We start from the raw sequence: 14,192 nt of genomic DNA, 5'->3' as shown, positions 1-14,192 counted from the left end.
TCCCCCCCGGCCTATGAGGGCAGCCGCCAGTCGATGGGCTCTCGCCCCCGCTCCTTCAGCTCTTCGTTCGTCTTGCTGAACGGCCTGCTGCCGAAGAAGCCCTTCTTCGCCGACAGGGGCGAGGGATGCGGCGCCTTCAGGATGACGTGCCGCGTGGTGTCGATGAGCGCCTCCTTCTTCTGCGCGTAGCTTCCCCAGAGGAGGAACACCACCGCGTCCTCCTTGTCGCTCACCTTCTGGATGACCGCGTCGGTGAAGTGCTCCCAGCCGTGCCCCTCGTGAGCGTTGGCCTGCCCCTCGCGCACTGTCAGCACCGCGTTGAGCAGCAGCACCCCCTGCTTCGCCCACGGCACCAGCGAGCCCTCCTTCGGCTTCGGCACGCCCAGGTCGCTCTGGAGCTCCTTGAAGATGTTCACCAGCGAGGGCGGCGGTTTCACTCCCGGCTGAACCGAGAAGGCCAACCCGTGCGCCTGCCCCGGCCCGTGGTACGGGTCCTGCCCGAGCAGCAGCACCTTCACCTTCTCGTACGGCGTCAGCCGGAAGGCCGAGAACAGGTCCTCCTCGGTCGGGTACACCGTGTGCTCGCGCCGCTCCTCCTCCACGAACGCCTCCAACTGCGCGAACTCCGGGCCCGCTAGCACGTCCTTCAGCACCTTCTTCCAGTCCGCCGGCAGCCGGTCCTTCATCGAGCCCATCTCGCCTCCGCGTCTCGTGCCTCATCGAGGCACCCGCACCACACTACTTCTGCGGTCGGATGGCGCCAGTATTTTTCTTGGGTAGGTCGATGATGTCCGGGAAAGCTCACTCCCGCCGCGGCAACCTCACACGGAACGTCGTGCCCTCCGCCTCGGAGGACTTCACGTCGATGGTGCCTCCGTGCGCGCGGACGATGTGGTCCACGATGAAGAGCCCGAGCCCCACGCTCCGGGTCGACGGATCCATCTCCGAGGCTCCCCGCTGCATGGCCTGGAAGAGCCGGGGCAACAGGTCCTCCTGGATGGGCTGGCCCTGGTTGGAGACGCTCAGGAGCAGGTGCCCCTCTTCTGCACGGATCACCACCCGCACGGGCGTGCCCTCCGGACTGTAGCGGAGCGCGTTGCCAACGAGGTTCTGCACCACCTGGCCCAACCTCTCGCCGTCCCACTCGCCACACCCGTCCCCCTCGTGCTCGATGAGCAACTCCCGCTCCGGGAAGGCGACGTGCAGCTCCTCCAGCGCGGCCCGGGTGACCGCGTGCAGGTCCACGGGCTTCCGGTAGACGGGAATGCCCGTCCCCAAGCGCGCCTGCGTGAAGTCGAGGAGGTCTCGGATGAGCCGGCTCGCACGTTCGGCGCTGGTGATGATGCGGGCGGCGTTCTTCGTCGAGCGCTCGTTCAACTCCTCGCGCTTGAGCAGCGCGTGGGCGGACAGGAGGACGGCGTTGATGGGGTTGCGCAAGTCATGGCTGACGATGCCAATGAGTTGCTGCTCGAACTCGGCCCGCTTGCGCGCCTCCTGAAGTGCCTCCTGGCGCATCCGCGACAACGCAAGCTGGGCGCTGACACGGGCCAGCAGCTCGCGGGCGGAGAAGGGCTTGATGAGGTAGTCGTCCGCGCCCGCGTTCATCCCCTCGACGGTGGCCTCCTCGCCCGCCCGCGCAGACAACAGGATGACGGGAACCGTCTGGGTGCGAGGGTCCGCCCGCAGCTCCCGCAGCAGGCCGAAGCCGTCCAGGCCCGGCATCATCACATCGCTCAGGATGAGGTCCGGCACCCGCTTCCGAGCCGCCTCCAGGGCCATCACTCCATCCGCGACGGCTTCCACCGTCCAGTGCTCCGCCAGGAGCCGCTGGAGGTAGTGGCGCATGTCTGTGTTGTCGTCCACCAGGAGGATGTGTCCGGCGGGCAGCTCCCCCTGGTGGCTGCGGGAACTCGGAGTGGAGAGCGTGGAAACACCCCCGCCTGTCCACTGCGATAGCTCTTCCAACAAGGAGGCGGCCTCCAGCCCCGTCGAGGCCTGTGTCCGGGTTGCCCCCAACCGCTCCCGAGGTAGGTGGGCGTTTCCCAGGGGAATTGTCACCGTGAAGGTGGAGCCCTGACCCAGGGTGCTCTCCACCCGCACGCTCCCCCCGTGCAGCCTCACCAACTCCTGCACCAATGCGAGGCCTATACCCGTGCCCTCGATGCTCCGGCCCTTCGCCCCTTGCACGCGATGGAAGCGCTCGAAGACGCGCGGCAGTTCCTCACGTGGAATCCCCGTGCCCGTGTCCTCCACCGACAGCTCGACATGTCCTTCCACCGGGCGAAGGCGCACGGCGATGGCGCCCGCGAGGGTGAACTTGAACGCGTTGGAGAGCAGGTTGAAGACGATCTTCTCCCATAGCTCGCGATCCACCCAGACGGGCTCCTGCAAGGGCGGACAGTCCACGGTGAAGCGCATCCCCGCCTTCTCCACCGCTGAGCGGAAGCTGCTGGCCAGGTCCGCGGTGAGTGAGGAGAGCTCCACGGGCTCGAACGACGCCTGCGCGCGCCCCTCCTCAATGCGGCTGAAGTCCAGCAGCGCGTTGACGAGCTTCAGCAGCCGCAGGCTGTTGCGATGAACCGTCCGGAGCTCTTCCCCACGCAATCCCTCGTCGGGCACGACCAGCGCCTGCTCCAGGGGCGAGAGCATCAACGTCAAGGGCGTGCGCAGCTCGTGGCTGACATTGCTGAAGAACGCCGTCTTGGCGCGATCCAACGCGGCGAGCGCCTCGGCCCGCTGCTGGGCTTCCTGGAGCACCCGCACGCGGCCAATGGCCGTGGCGATCTGCCCGGCCACCAGCCCCAGGAAGCTTCGGTACTTCTCGTCGAGGAGGACGTGCGGACTGAGCCCCGCAACGAGCACCCCCGAGGGCCGCGCTTCACCCGGGCACACCAGGGGCAGCACGAGCGCCGCGTCCACAGCGGTCGCCCCCTGCCCGCCCATCACGGCGCCGAGGCGGCGCGACAGCCCGTCCAGGAGGACGGACTGGCCCGAGCGCGAGACCTCCGGAATGGACCAGTCCTCCGCACTTCCCATCACCTCGGGAGGCAGGCCCGTGAAGGCGGTGAGGAGGGCCTTCCGTCCCTCGTCGTCCAGCAGATAGAGGCGCGAGAAGGGGACATCGGCCAGGTTCTGACTCAAGGCCTCGGCCGCGAGCGCGCAGGCTTCCTCCGCCGTCCTGGCCGTGGAGGTCCTGCTCGGGAGCTCCTGCAACGTCCGCAGCCTCCGCTCGCTCAGGACCTGACCGGTTGTCTCGTACACCGCCGTGAAGACGCCGCCCACCCCGCCGGACTCGTCCCGGATGGGGCTGTACGAGAAGGTGAAGTAGCACTCCTCCGCGAAGCCCGCCCGGACGAGGGGGAGCATGATGTTCTCGGACCAGGTGGCCTCGCCCCGGTGCAGCACCCCTTCCAGCATGGGGCCGATGATGTGCCAGATCTCCTGCCACACCTCCCGCCCGGGCAGGCCCAAGGCACGGGGATGCTTGTCCCGCCCGAGCATGGGGCGGTAGGCATCGTTGTAGAGCATCACCAGGTCGGGCCCCCACCACACCAGGATGGGGAAGCGCGAGTTGAGGCAGGTGCTCACCGTCGTCCGCAGCGACTGGGGCCACGTCTCCACCGGACCGAGCACTGTGCGCGACCAGTCGGTGGAGCGCATGAGGACGCCCATCTCGCCTCCACCGGCGAGCACCTCATCACTGGCACACCGCTCCGCCCTCATGGAGTCTCAAAACCCTCGAGTCCGCGAAAATCCTTCCTCCGCGCCAGCCGAGCCATACCCAAGACCCCTTGTGGTGAGAACCAGGCAACGCACCCGATAGCGGGTGTTGAACACCCGGCGGACACGGGCTTGGGCAGGAAAGGCGGGGGGGTAAGCGGGCGAGCAGGCCTTCCCCTTGGGGCCAGGCCAGTGTCGGGCTACCCTCGGGGCGCCATGTCGATGTACTCCGAGTCGCTCCGCGCGTTCCTCAAGCCCGTCCTCCCCTATCTCGACGACCCGTCCGTCTCCGAGATCATGATCAACGGGCCCACTGATGTCTGGATTGAACGCAAGGGCAAGGTCTCCAAGACCGATGCCACGTTCACCGAAGAGGGCCTGATCGGCGCCGCGCGCAACATGGCGCAGTTCGTCGGCCGCCTCCTCAATGACGAGCGCCCCCGGCTGGACGCGCGCCTGCCCGACGGCAGCCGCATCCACGTCGTCATCCCGCCCATTGCCCGTAAGGGCACCACCATCTCCATCCGCAAGTTCTTCAAGGAAAAGCTCACCATTGAGTCCTTGATCAAGTTCAAGTCCATGACGCCGCAGATGGCGCGGCTCATCGACGCGGGCATCCACACCAAGCTCAACATGCTGGTGTCCGGAGGCACGGGCTCGGGCAAGACGACGCTGCTCAACATCGTCTCCTCGCTCATCCCCGACGAGGAGCGCATCCTCACCATCGAGGACTCGGCGGAGCTCCAGCTCAACCAGTCCCACCTCGTCGCCTTCGAGAGCCGGCCCCCGGACAAGTTCGGCAAGGGCGGCGTGGACATGGGAGACCTGCTGCACTCGGCCCTGCGTCTGCGCCCGGACCGCATCGTGGTGGGCGAGGTGCGCGGCGGCGAGGCCTTCCACCTGGTGCAGGCGATGAACACCGGTCACGGCGGCTCGCTGGCCACCACCCACGCCAACACCCCCACGGATACGCTGCGCCGCATTGAGTCGCTGTGCCTCATGTCCGGCATCGAGCTGCCCATGGTGGCCATCCGCGCCCAGGTGGCCAGCGCCATCAACTTCGTCATCTGCTGCGAGCGCCTCCACGACGGCAGCCGCAAGACGATTGCCCTCTCCGAGGTGCTCCCCCTCACCGAGAAGGGCGACTACCGCACCCAGGACATCTTCGTCTTCACGCCGGTGACGAAGGACGAGGAGGGCCACATCCTCGGCTACCACGCGCCCACCGGCATCATCCCCAACTTCGTCGCTCGGGCGCGCGCGTACGGCTTCACGGACCTGGACGAGTCCTTCTTCGACCCCGCCACCTATGGCCTGCCGCCCCCGCCCGCCTTCCACGCCGGCGAGAGCTACGCCGTGCGCTGGGCCCCCTCCCTCAAGCACCGCGAGCGCGGCGAGCCCGACCCGGCGAGCTTCAAGAAGGAGTGGCAGGCCTTCGAGCAGCGCCTGAAGGACGAGGCCCGAGACGCCAAGGACGGGGTGCAGGTGCAGGTCCCCGCGAACCTCCCCACGCCTGCCCGGCCGAAGCCCGCCGAGCCACCCGCCGCCCGCGGCGGGCCCTCGCTCCGGCCCAACCTGCCCGCCAACCGTCCTCCTCCCCCTCCGGAGTCGGACGTGGACGATGATCGGACTCCGCTCCCCACCCGCAACCCCTTCGCCGACGAGGCGGAGGACGGGCTCGGTGCCCCTGCCGACGAGCCCAAGGTACAGGTGTCCGCGGACCTCCTCGCGGACGACCTGGAGACCCAGGGCCGGGGCATCGCCACGCCACCGCGTCCGGCCGCCCGGCCCACGCCGTCGCGCCCCAACCCCCCCGTCACCAGCACCCGCCCTGCCATGGCGGCACCTCCCGCCCGCCGACCCGCGCCCTCGGCGCCCAACCGGCCCCTCCCACCTCCCGTCCCGTCCGACGACCTGGAGGATGACGAGCCGAGGGAGCTCGATAATTCTGAGAAGACGCACATCCGCCCCATGCCCGAGAAACCCAGGCGCTGAGCCCGCCCGGCCGGACACACCGGTGTCACTCAAAGGGCGTTACTGCGAGTGCGTGACCTTGCGGTAGGCCCAACATGGGGGGAAAGTGACACCATCGTGTTCCTTACACTCCTCGCCACGCTCGCCGTGCTCGGTCAGGCACCCGCGTCTTCCGAGGCACCGCTCACCGTGCTCATCGCCCCGCCCGATGCCGCGGGCGTGCCCTCGCATATCGTCTCCTTCGCCCAGGAGCACGTGTACGAGCAGCTCAAGACCCAAGGGCTGCAGGTGATCCGCGCCTCGGAGCTGTCCCAGCTGTTGTCACCCGCGGAGCGCAAGACGGTGCTCGGGTGCAACCGCCTGGAGGCAGCCTGTCGCATCACCCTGGGCGAGGCCGCTCCCGCCGACGTGGTGCTGATCGCCGAGCTGGTGCAGTTCCTCAGCGGCTACCGGGTGGCGCTGAAGGCCTACGCCACGCGCGACGGAGAGCTGCTCGCCGAGCACTATGTGCCCGGAGTCCGCGAGGACCAGCTGCTCGACGCGCTCACCCAGGCCAGCGAGAAGGTGCTGCCCCCGGTGCAGCGAGCGCTGCGCCCGACGCAGAACTCCGTTGTCCAGGCGCCGCCGCCGACAACGAACCCGACCCAGCCCCTGCTGCCCAAGCCCGAGGTGACGGCCAGCCGCGCGAATGTGCGGAGCTGGGCCTGGGTGCCCGCAGCCGGTGGCGCGGTGTTGCTGGGCGCGGGGACGCTCTTCTACCTGCAGGCGGGGAAGAACTATCGCGCCCTGACAGAGCAGACGATCGGCGATCCCCAGGAAGCCGCCCGGCTGAGGGACGCCGGCAAGCTGTCGCAGAACCTGAGCGCGGCGTCCTTCGCGCTGGGCGCGGCGGGCGTGGTGACCACCGGCGTCATCTACCTGCTGTCTGACAAGGACAAGGCCGAACCGAAGGTGCGGCCCACTGCCTCCGTGGGCAACGGGGGCGGCATGGTGGGTGTGGTGGGGACGCTGCCGTGAGAAAGCACATGCACGAGACGAAGAAGCTGTTCGCCGTGGGAGCCGGGGTGGCGCTGCTCACCGCCGTGGGTTGCTACAACTTCCAGGAGGCGTACGACGACTGCGTGGCCACCGGACGCTGCGCGCCCGAAGGATGCAAGCCCGAGTGGGCGGATCCCCCGGATGACAGGTTCCTGGACAGCAACTGCGACGGCATCGACGGCGTTGTCGAGGACGGCGTCTTCGTGGACCCCGTCAACGGCAAGAACAGCGCCCAGTCCGGCACGAAGGACGCCCCCTACCAGACGCTCGCGTATGCCCTGGAGCGCATCCCCGCGAACATCCAGGCCATCTACCTCGCCCGGGGCGTCTACAACGAGCCGGGGCTGAGGCTGGACAAGCCCATCTCGCTGTATGGCGGCTACGCCGGCCTGGACGGAGGCTGGAAGCGCGACGCCACCAACATCACCCAGCTCACGGGAGGCAGCATTGGCTTGACGGTGAGCGGGCTGGGTGAAGACGCCGGAGTGAGCCTGGAGTGGCTGAGCATCACCTCCGACCCCGGCTCCGAGCCAGGCGCGCCTTCCATCGGGCTGCGGGTGTTGCAATCCAAAGGCGTGCGCCTGCGCCACGTGCAGATTGTGGCGGAGGAAGGCGCCGACGGTGGGGCGGGCAGCACGCCCTCCACGGGCCCGGGCGGCGCGGATGGCGGCACAGGAGGAGCGGCTCCATCGAACGTCGCGGGAGGTTCGCCTGGCATCAGCAGTTGCGGCTCCGTCCAGAACAAGGGCGGAACAGGGGGCCGTGGCGGTGAAAACAACTCGATGAGCAACGGGACTGGCGGCCGCGGCGAGGCAGGCACTCCGTCCGCGAATGGAGGGGCTGGTGGAGTGGGCAAGGATACGCCCAATACTTGCACGGGCACGGCCTGTCATTGCGTTGGGGAGCCAGGCCAGGACGGACAGGTCGGCGCCGAGGGAGGAATTGGACCGAGCGGTGAGCCGGGTGACGGAATTGGCACGCTGGTGGCCGATACCTGGAGCCCCACCTCCGGAACGGCCGGCCAGCCCGGCTACCCCGGTGGCGGAGGGGGTGGGGGAGGTGGAGGTGGCATGTGCTCAGTCAAATTCGGTAACTCGCTAGTAGAGGGGAGCGGAGGCGGAGGCGGAGGCGCTGGCGGCTGCCCGGGCCTGGGTGGGAGCGGAGGTAAGGGGGGTGGCGCGTCCATCGCCCTGCTGCTCATCAACGCGCACGTGGAGCTGGAGTCCTGCTCGCTGAAGACACTCAAGGGAGGCGAAGGCGGTGCCGGCGGAAAAGGTGGCGCCGGTGGCCCCGGCGGCCAGGGAGGCGCAGGAGGGCCGTCCTTCGTGAACACGTCGGACCCCTCCGCGACGTCCACCGGAGGTCGGGGTGGCAAGGGGGGTAATGGAGGCAAGGGTGGGGATGGCGGCCCAGGCGGCAATGGCGGCGGGGGCCCGTCCGTGGGCGTCTGGTGCGGCCCCGACGGCTCCGTCTCCCAAACGGGGACGACTTTCGCCCTTGGCCCCGCGGGCAAGGCCGGCAAGGGACCTGCCCCCCAAGGCCATGACGGTATCCAGAAGCAGTACCACGGGTGTGAACCGACACCCTGATGGGTTGGATCCGGGCAGGAGGACCCTGCCTGCTCGCCCGCTTGTGGGAATCTGCTCCCGGTCTGCTACCCTGGGGGCACTTCCCCGATGGCTGACTCCCGTTCCTGTGAAACCTGCGGCCTTGCCGTGCCGGCGGACACCGACATCTGCCCGCGCGACGGGACCGTACTGCTTGGCTCCTCCACGTCGCCGTCCCCTGGCGATCCAGGAGGCGCGCGACGGACGTCGCCCGGGAGGACCGTGCACGTGATGGATGACTCCTCCACGCAAGATCCGCTCACCGGTCTGAAGATTGGCGAGTACGAGCTGCGCCAGCGCATCGGCGTGGGCGGCATGGGCCTGGTGTACGAAGGCATCCAGCCCCTCATCGGCAAGCGCGTGGCGGTGAAGGTGCTGCGCCCGGAGCTGGCCGCGGCCGAGGAGCAGGTGGCGCGACTGCTCGCCGAGGCCCGCGCCGTCAACGCCATCCGCCACCGCGGCATCGTCGACATCTTCGGCTTCGGTCAGGTCCCCGACGGCCGCCAGTACATCATCATGGAGTACCTCGAGGGCGTGGCCCTCGACGCGTACCTGGCGGAGAAGGGCAAGCTGCCCGTCTCCGAGGTGCTGGACATCCTCGACGAGGTGCTCAGCGCGCTGGGCGCCGCGCACGGGGCCGGCGTCGTCCACCGCGACCTCAAGCCGAGCAACATCTTCCTCGTGAAGCAGCCGGACGGCTCGCGCTACGTGAAGCTGCTGGACTTCGGCCTCGCGAAGATGGGCCTGCCCACCGGGCGCACCGCGCAGACGCGCACGGACATGGTGGTGGGCACTCCGGAGTACATGGCTCCCGAGCAGGCCCGCGGCCAGCCCGTGGGGCCCATGACGGACCTCTACGCCCTGGGCGTGGTGGCCTTCGAGATGGTCACCGGCCGGCTCCCCTTCACCGGCACCTCGCCGGTGGACCTGCTGATGAAGCACGTGGACGCGCGGCCTCCGCGTCCCTCTGACTTCGTCTCCAGCCTGCCCGCCGCGCTCGATGCCTTCATCCTGCAGATGCTCACCAAGGATCCGGAGTCTCGCCCCGGCTCCGCCGAGCAGCTGCGCCGCCAGCTCCAGCGGCTGCGCGATACCCTCGCCACGCAGCCACAGGTCCAGCTCCCGACCCCGACGAAACCCACCGTCCCGGAGCCCGCCGTCTCGGTGCGCCCGGAGGTCCAGCCACAGCCGGAGAGCGCGAAGCCCGAGCCCACCCGCTCGCCCGAGCCGGTGAAGCCGGAGCCCTCGCCCACGCCGGTGCGCACCCCGGTTGTGGACTCGCCCATGCGTCGCATGGTGCCCATGGGCCTGGGAGCGCTCGCGCTGGTGGCGCTCGGAGGAGGCATCGTGTTCGCCGTGCGCGGCCCGGCCTCCACCCCACCGCCGCAGGTGAGCGTCACGCCTCCTCAGCCTGTGCAGCCCACGCCGCAGCCGGCGGTCCCCACCCCGAACACGGCGCAGGCGCAGCAGACCACGCCTCCCACCGCGGCTCCCGACGCGGGCACGCCCACCCCGGACAGCGCGACGGCGCAGCAGGGCACCACGGTGCCAGCGGTGGCCCCTTCCGAGAACCAGGACGCGCAACAGGTGGCGCAGAAGCGTCCCGAGTCCTCCGGCCCCACCAGGACCGCGCTGCTCAGCAAGATCCGGCAGTACGATCGCGAGATCGAGGAGCTGGCGAGCCAACAGACGCTGAGCGGTGCCACGCGCTCCACGCTCGATGCACTGCGCAAGCGGGCACAGACGGCGAGCACCCCGGAAGAGCGCCGGCAGATCGCCATCGAGCTGGAAGACTGGAGGCGCTTCTTCCTCAAGCGCAAGTGACGAGGGCCCGGCCACCGCCAGGCCCACGCCCGCCGCCCCTGCTCCTCAGCGGCAGACGGTCGGCTGGGACATGGCGGTGCGCGCCCGCTCCTCGGTGACGAGCTTGTAGCCAGCCAGGTCCGACAGCAGCACGTCCCGGTTCTGCCGAATGAGGCTCGCGTTACGGCAGACGGCGGTATCCGCGTACATGAAGTGCGGCGGCAAGGTGAGCGCCAGCTCGGCCAGCTGCGGGAGCTGGAGCGTGTTCAGCTCGCGCCCGAAGATCTTGAACGCCGCGTCCTCCACCCCCACGACCCCTCGGTCGAAGTAGAGGGCGGACAGATCATAGGCAATCAGCTGATCCTTCTGGAGGAAGGAGTGCAGGCGGTTGGCGGCCACCGTCTGCTGCAGCGCGCCTTGGATGCCCAGCGCCACGGCGAGCCGCACGGCGAGCAGCCGCTCGCAGCGGCCGTCGCCTGGAGGCTCGGTGCCAAAGGCCACCATGGAGAAGAGCCGCCAGGCCCACTTCGGGCCGTCCTCGCGCGGCGTCTGGAAGTAGGTGGGGCACCCGAGCTGCGCGATGTAGAGCGCCACCAGGTCCTTGGGCAGGTGCAGGAATTCAGGCTTCTTGTAGGCGGTGGAGCGCGAGCGATCAAAGGTGCCCGCCACCAGGCTCATCCGTTCGCCCTCGATGGAGTGGCGCAGCTGCTTCTCCAGATCGAACTCCGTCTCCAGCTGGGGCAGCTTGCTGGCGGCATGGATGTACACGGCCGGCAGCGCCACGCCCGCCAGCCCGATGAGGAACAACACCAACCAGAGCAAGGTCTTCACGCCCCCCAGGCTATCAAAGGGCGACGACGGCTCGGGTCCAGGTTAAACAAGGTTTGTCATGAACGACTGGCACCCCACCACTGTGGCGGACGTCCTCCCCGCCGCGGACGGCCTTACCGAACTCGTCCTGGATATTGGCGGAACCCCACTGGTGGGGACACACCGCACCCCGGGGCAGTACGTACGCCTGGCCCTGCCCGAGAAGGGAGAGGGGATGTTCGCCCTCGCCTCGCCACCCGAGCCCTTTGGCACCCGCTGGGAGTTCCTCCTCAAGGGGGGAAGCCCGCTGGCGGACACCCTGATCCAGCTCCAACCCGGGGCGAAGGTGAACAGCTCGCGCCCCCAGGGCCGCGGCTTCCCCCTTCCCCTGGCGCGTGGGAGGAACCTGCTGCTCTTCGCCACCGGCTCGGGCATCTCCTCCATCCGCTCCGTCATCGAGAGCATCCGCCAGGAGCGGAGCGCCTACGGTGAGGTGACGCTCTACTTCGGGGCGCGCACTCCGAAGGCCTTCGCCTACGAGGACGAGCTGCACCACTGGGAGGCGGCGCACATCCGCGTGGTGCGCACGGTGAGCCAACCAGGAGAGAGCGGCTGGCAGGGCCTCATCGGCTACGTGCAGACGCACCTGGGCGAGGTGTCGGTGGAGGACGCCGTGGCCTTCGCCTGCGGCCAGTCGGCCATGGTGCAGGGAGTCATGGACGCGCTGCGGCTCCGCGGGCTGCCCCGTGAGGCCATCCACCTCAACTACTGAGGGCCCACGTCATGGAGGACGAATGGCTCTGGGGCTGGGATCCCACGCCAGGCATTGTCTCGGTGTGGGCGGAGCCCGACGGCCGTGCGTTCGTCTGGCGCAGGCTCCCAGGGAGCGGCACGCTCGTACGGGAGGATGTTCGCTTCCGCCCCTGGCTGCTCCTCTCCTCACTGGAAGACCTGGAACACCTCGGCGAGAGGCTCCGGCCCGAGCACGAGGGGCCCGCACCGCACCGTGTCACCTACCAGGAGCTGGAGGGATCCGGCGCGCTTCGTTACGTGGTCCGCGCGAACGATGGCCGCGCATTGAACGCGGCTGTGCTCCACGGCGCCGCACAGCGCCTCGGTCGCCCCATCGGGCACCTGCGGGAGCTGGGTCCAAACGCAGTGCTCGCGCCTCCACCCGAGGAGCAGTACCTCATCGCGTCAGGGCGCACGTACTTCCGCGAGCTTGGGTTCGACGACCTGCACCGCCTGCAGTTCGATCTCGAAACCACGGGGCTCGAGCCCGACCGAGACCGGATCTTCCTCGTGGCGCTTCGCGATCCCGAGGGCAGGACCGAGGTGCTTGAGGCCCACGGCGATGGCAACGCAGCCGAAGCAGCGCTCCTCCAGCGTCTGGTCGCACGCATCCGCGCCGTCGATCCGGATGTCATTGAGAACCACAACCTGCACGGCTTCGACCTGCCGTTCCTCGCCCGCCGGGCGCAACGGCTCGGCGTACCCCTGGCGCTAGGACGTGCCGGCGCACCGGGCCTGAGACAGCGTCCCGCCTCACGAGGGGCCACTCCCGGACGGGACTCGGCGGGGCGCGCTTCCGACCCGATGCGCCGCTCGCGGTACACGGTCCCCGGCCGCGAGCTGATCGACACCTTGGACGCCGTGCTGCGGCACGACTTCGCAGCTCGGGAGCTGCCAGGTCACGGGCTCAAGGCTGTCGCGCGGCACCTCGGGCTCGCGGGCCCGGAGCGGGAGCACATTCCGGGAGCCCGGGTGTATGAGGTCTACCGGAGCGACCCCGAGCGCGTGCGGCGCTATGCCCGTGACGACGTGACGGAGGCCGCGGGCGTCGCGCGCATGCTCGGGGGGGCGGCCTTCGCGCTCGCTCGCATGGCACCGCGCCGTTATGAGCGCCTCGCGGATGCGGGCCCCGCCACCGGTGTGTTGGATCCCCTCCTCGTGCGCGCCTACGTCCGAGCAGGGGCCGCGCTGCCCGCGCACGAGGAAGGTGACGGGACGCCCCACAGCGGAGCCGCGCTCCACCTGTTCGCCACGGGCGTGGCTCGGCACGTGGTGAAGGCCGACGTCGCGAGCCTGTACCCCTCGCTGATGCGCGAGTACCGGATAGGGCCACGGAGGGATCGGCTCGGTGTGCTGCTCGCGCTGGTCGACCGGCTCGTGGAGCAGCGGCTGGCGGCCAAGGCGCGGGCACGTGCCGCGGCGCCCGGCTCGCCGGAACGGCACACCCACGAGGCGCTCTCGGCGGCGATGAAGATCGTGGTCAACTCAGCCTACGGCTACCTCGGCGCAGTGGGCCTCACGCGCTTCGCGGATGTGCACGCCGCCAATGAGGTGACGCGGCGCGGGCGCGAGGTGCTGGCGCTCCTGTGCCGCGAGCTGGCACAGCGCGGCGTCACGCTGCTGGAGGCGGACACCGACGGCGTGTACTTCGCCGTACCAGAGGACTGGCGCGAAGCCGACGAGCGCCGGGTGGTCTCCGAGGTCGCCGCCTTGCTGCCACCGCGTGTCCACCTCGAGTTCGATGGACGCTATGCGGCAATGCTCTCGCACGAGCCGAAGAACTACGCGCTCCAGCCCTACGACGGGCCCCTTGTCCTGCGCGGCGTGGCGTTCCGCTCCAGTCGCGCGGAGCCCTTCGGCGAGGACTTCCTGCGCCGGGCGCTGCGCCTGCTCCTCGAGGGGGATATCCCGGGCGTGAGAGAGGTCTATGTCACGACGGTGACCGCGCTGCGCCGGCGGGCGGTCCCGACCCTCGAGGTGACGGCACGTGTCCGGCTGACGAAGACTCCGGCGCAGTACCTCGCCACGCGGGGACGCAGGCGTGAGCTGACCTACGAGGCCGTGCTGGCGAGCGGGAGGACCCACTGGGCTACCGGCGAGCACGTTCGGATCTATCGAGCCGTGGGAGGACGCGCGGGGCTGCTGCCCGATCCGGATGCGGACGACAATACCGGAGCTGTGAGCGATCCTCGGGACTATGACATCGATTTCTATGTCCGACTGCTGCGTGAGACGTTCGCAGCCCGACTGGTGCGAGGGTTGACCCCCGAGGACTTCGCGGCGGTGTTCGCGGACCCTGGACAGCCCTCCCTCTTCGCACCGTCGCTGACCCAGGCCCGGCCGATCCTCACCGTGCTGAACGAGGGCATACTCCCTCTCCCTCTGGGAGAGGGCGGGGGGTGAGGGTAATCGTCACTCGCGCATCACCCCTTGGCCTGGCCCGCATCC

Annotated in this window: 9 protein-coding genes; 6 read left to right on the top strand and 3 right to left on the bottom strand. The window is 69.5% G+C overall.

All coding sequences use genetic code 11. The annotated features are described in order from the left end of the window. Positions 1–11: 11 nt before the first annotated feature. Both ung and F0U60_RS06020 read right to left on the bottom strand, forming a co-directional pair. On the bottom strand, positions 12–686 hold the full coding sequence (gene ung / locus F0U60_RS06025; RefSeq protein ID WP_395825999.1) for a uracil-DNA glycosylase: 675 nt from the start codon (positions 684–686) through the stop codon (positions 12–14). 115 nt (positions 687–801) lie between these two features. Continuing rightward, a complete protein-coding gene (locus tag F0U60_RS06020) occupies positions 802–3,723 on the bottom strand; it encodes an ATP-binding protein (protein WP_395815223.1) in 2,922 nt (973 codons plus the stop codon). 213 nt (positions 3,724–3,936) lie between these two features. Here F0U60_RS06020 and F0U60_RS06015 point away from each other — a divergent pair, with 213 nt between their 5' ends. From F0U60_RS06015 to F0U60_RS06000, 4 genes are all read left to right on the top strand, one after another. After that, on the top strand, positions 3,937–5,715 hold the full coding sequence (locus F0U60_RS06015) for a CpaF family protein (protein ID WP_395815220.1): 1,779 nt from the start codon (positions 3,937–3,939) through the stop codon (positions 5,713–5,715). Positions 5,716–5,811: 96 nt separating this feature from the next. Then, positions 5,812–6,711, top strand: a complete 900-nt coding sequence (locus F0U60_RS06010) for a hypothetical protein (RefSeq protein WP_395815217.1) — start codon at positions 5,812–5,814, stop codon at positions 6,709–6,711. A gap of 8 nt (positions 6,712–6,719) precedes the next feature. Next, positions 6,720–8,321, top strand: a complete 1,602-nt coding sequence (locus F0U60_RS06005) for a PE-PGRS family protein (protein WP_395815214.1) — start codon at positions 6,720–6,722, stop codon at positions 8,319–8,321. Between the two features lie 87 nt (positions 8,322–8,408). Next, on the top strand, positions 8,409–10,163 hold the full coding sequence (locus F0U60_RS06000; RefSeq protein ID WP_395815210.1) for a protein kinase: 1,755 nt from the start codon (positions 8,409–8,411) through the stop codon (positions 10,161–10,163). 45 nt (positions 10,164–10,208) lie between these two features. Here F0U60_RS06000 and F0U60_RS05995 read toward each other — a convergent pair whose 3' ends face one another. Further along, positions 10,209–10,973, bottom strand: a complete 765-nt coding sequence (locus F0U60_RS05995) for a transglycosylase domain-containing protein (protein WP_395815207.1) — start codon at positions 10,971–10,973, stop codon at positions 10,209–10,211. A gap of 58 nt (positions 10,974–11,031) precedes the next feature. Between F0U60_RS05995 and F0U60_RS05990 the strand changes: the two genes are divergently transcribed. Continuing rightward, the gene (locus tag F0U60_RS05990; protein WP_395815204.1) at positions 11,032–11,724 is read left to right on the top strand and encodes an NAD-binding oxidoreductase; all 693 of its coding nucleotides are present in this window, start codon (positions 11,032–11,034) and stop codon (positions 11,722–11,724) included. 11 nt (positions 11,725–11,735) lie between these two features. Then, complete coding sequence (locus F0U60_RS05985) at positions 11,736–14,147, top strand: ribonuclease H-like domain-containing protein (RefSeq protein ID WP_395815201.1); 2,412 nt, start codon at positions 11,736–11,738, stop codon at positions 14,145–14,147. Positions 14,148–14,192 lie beyond the last annotated feature (45 nt).

The sequence above is a fragment of the Archangium minus genome, assembly GCF_044360475.1.
Taxonomy (GTDB): domain Bacteria; phylum Myxococcota; class Myxococcia; order Myxococcales; family Myxococcaceae; genus Archangium; species Archangium minus.
This window is presented reverse-complemented; position numbering and strand designations above follow the sequence as displayed.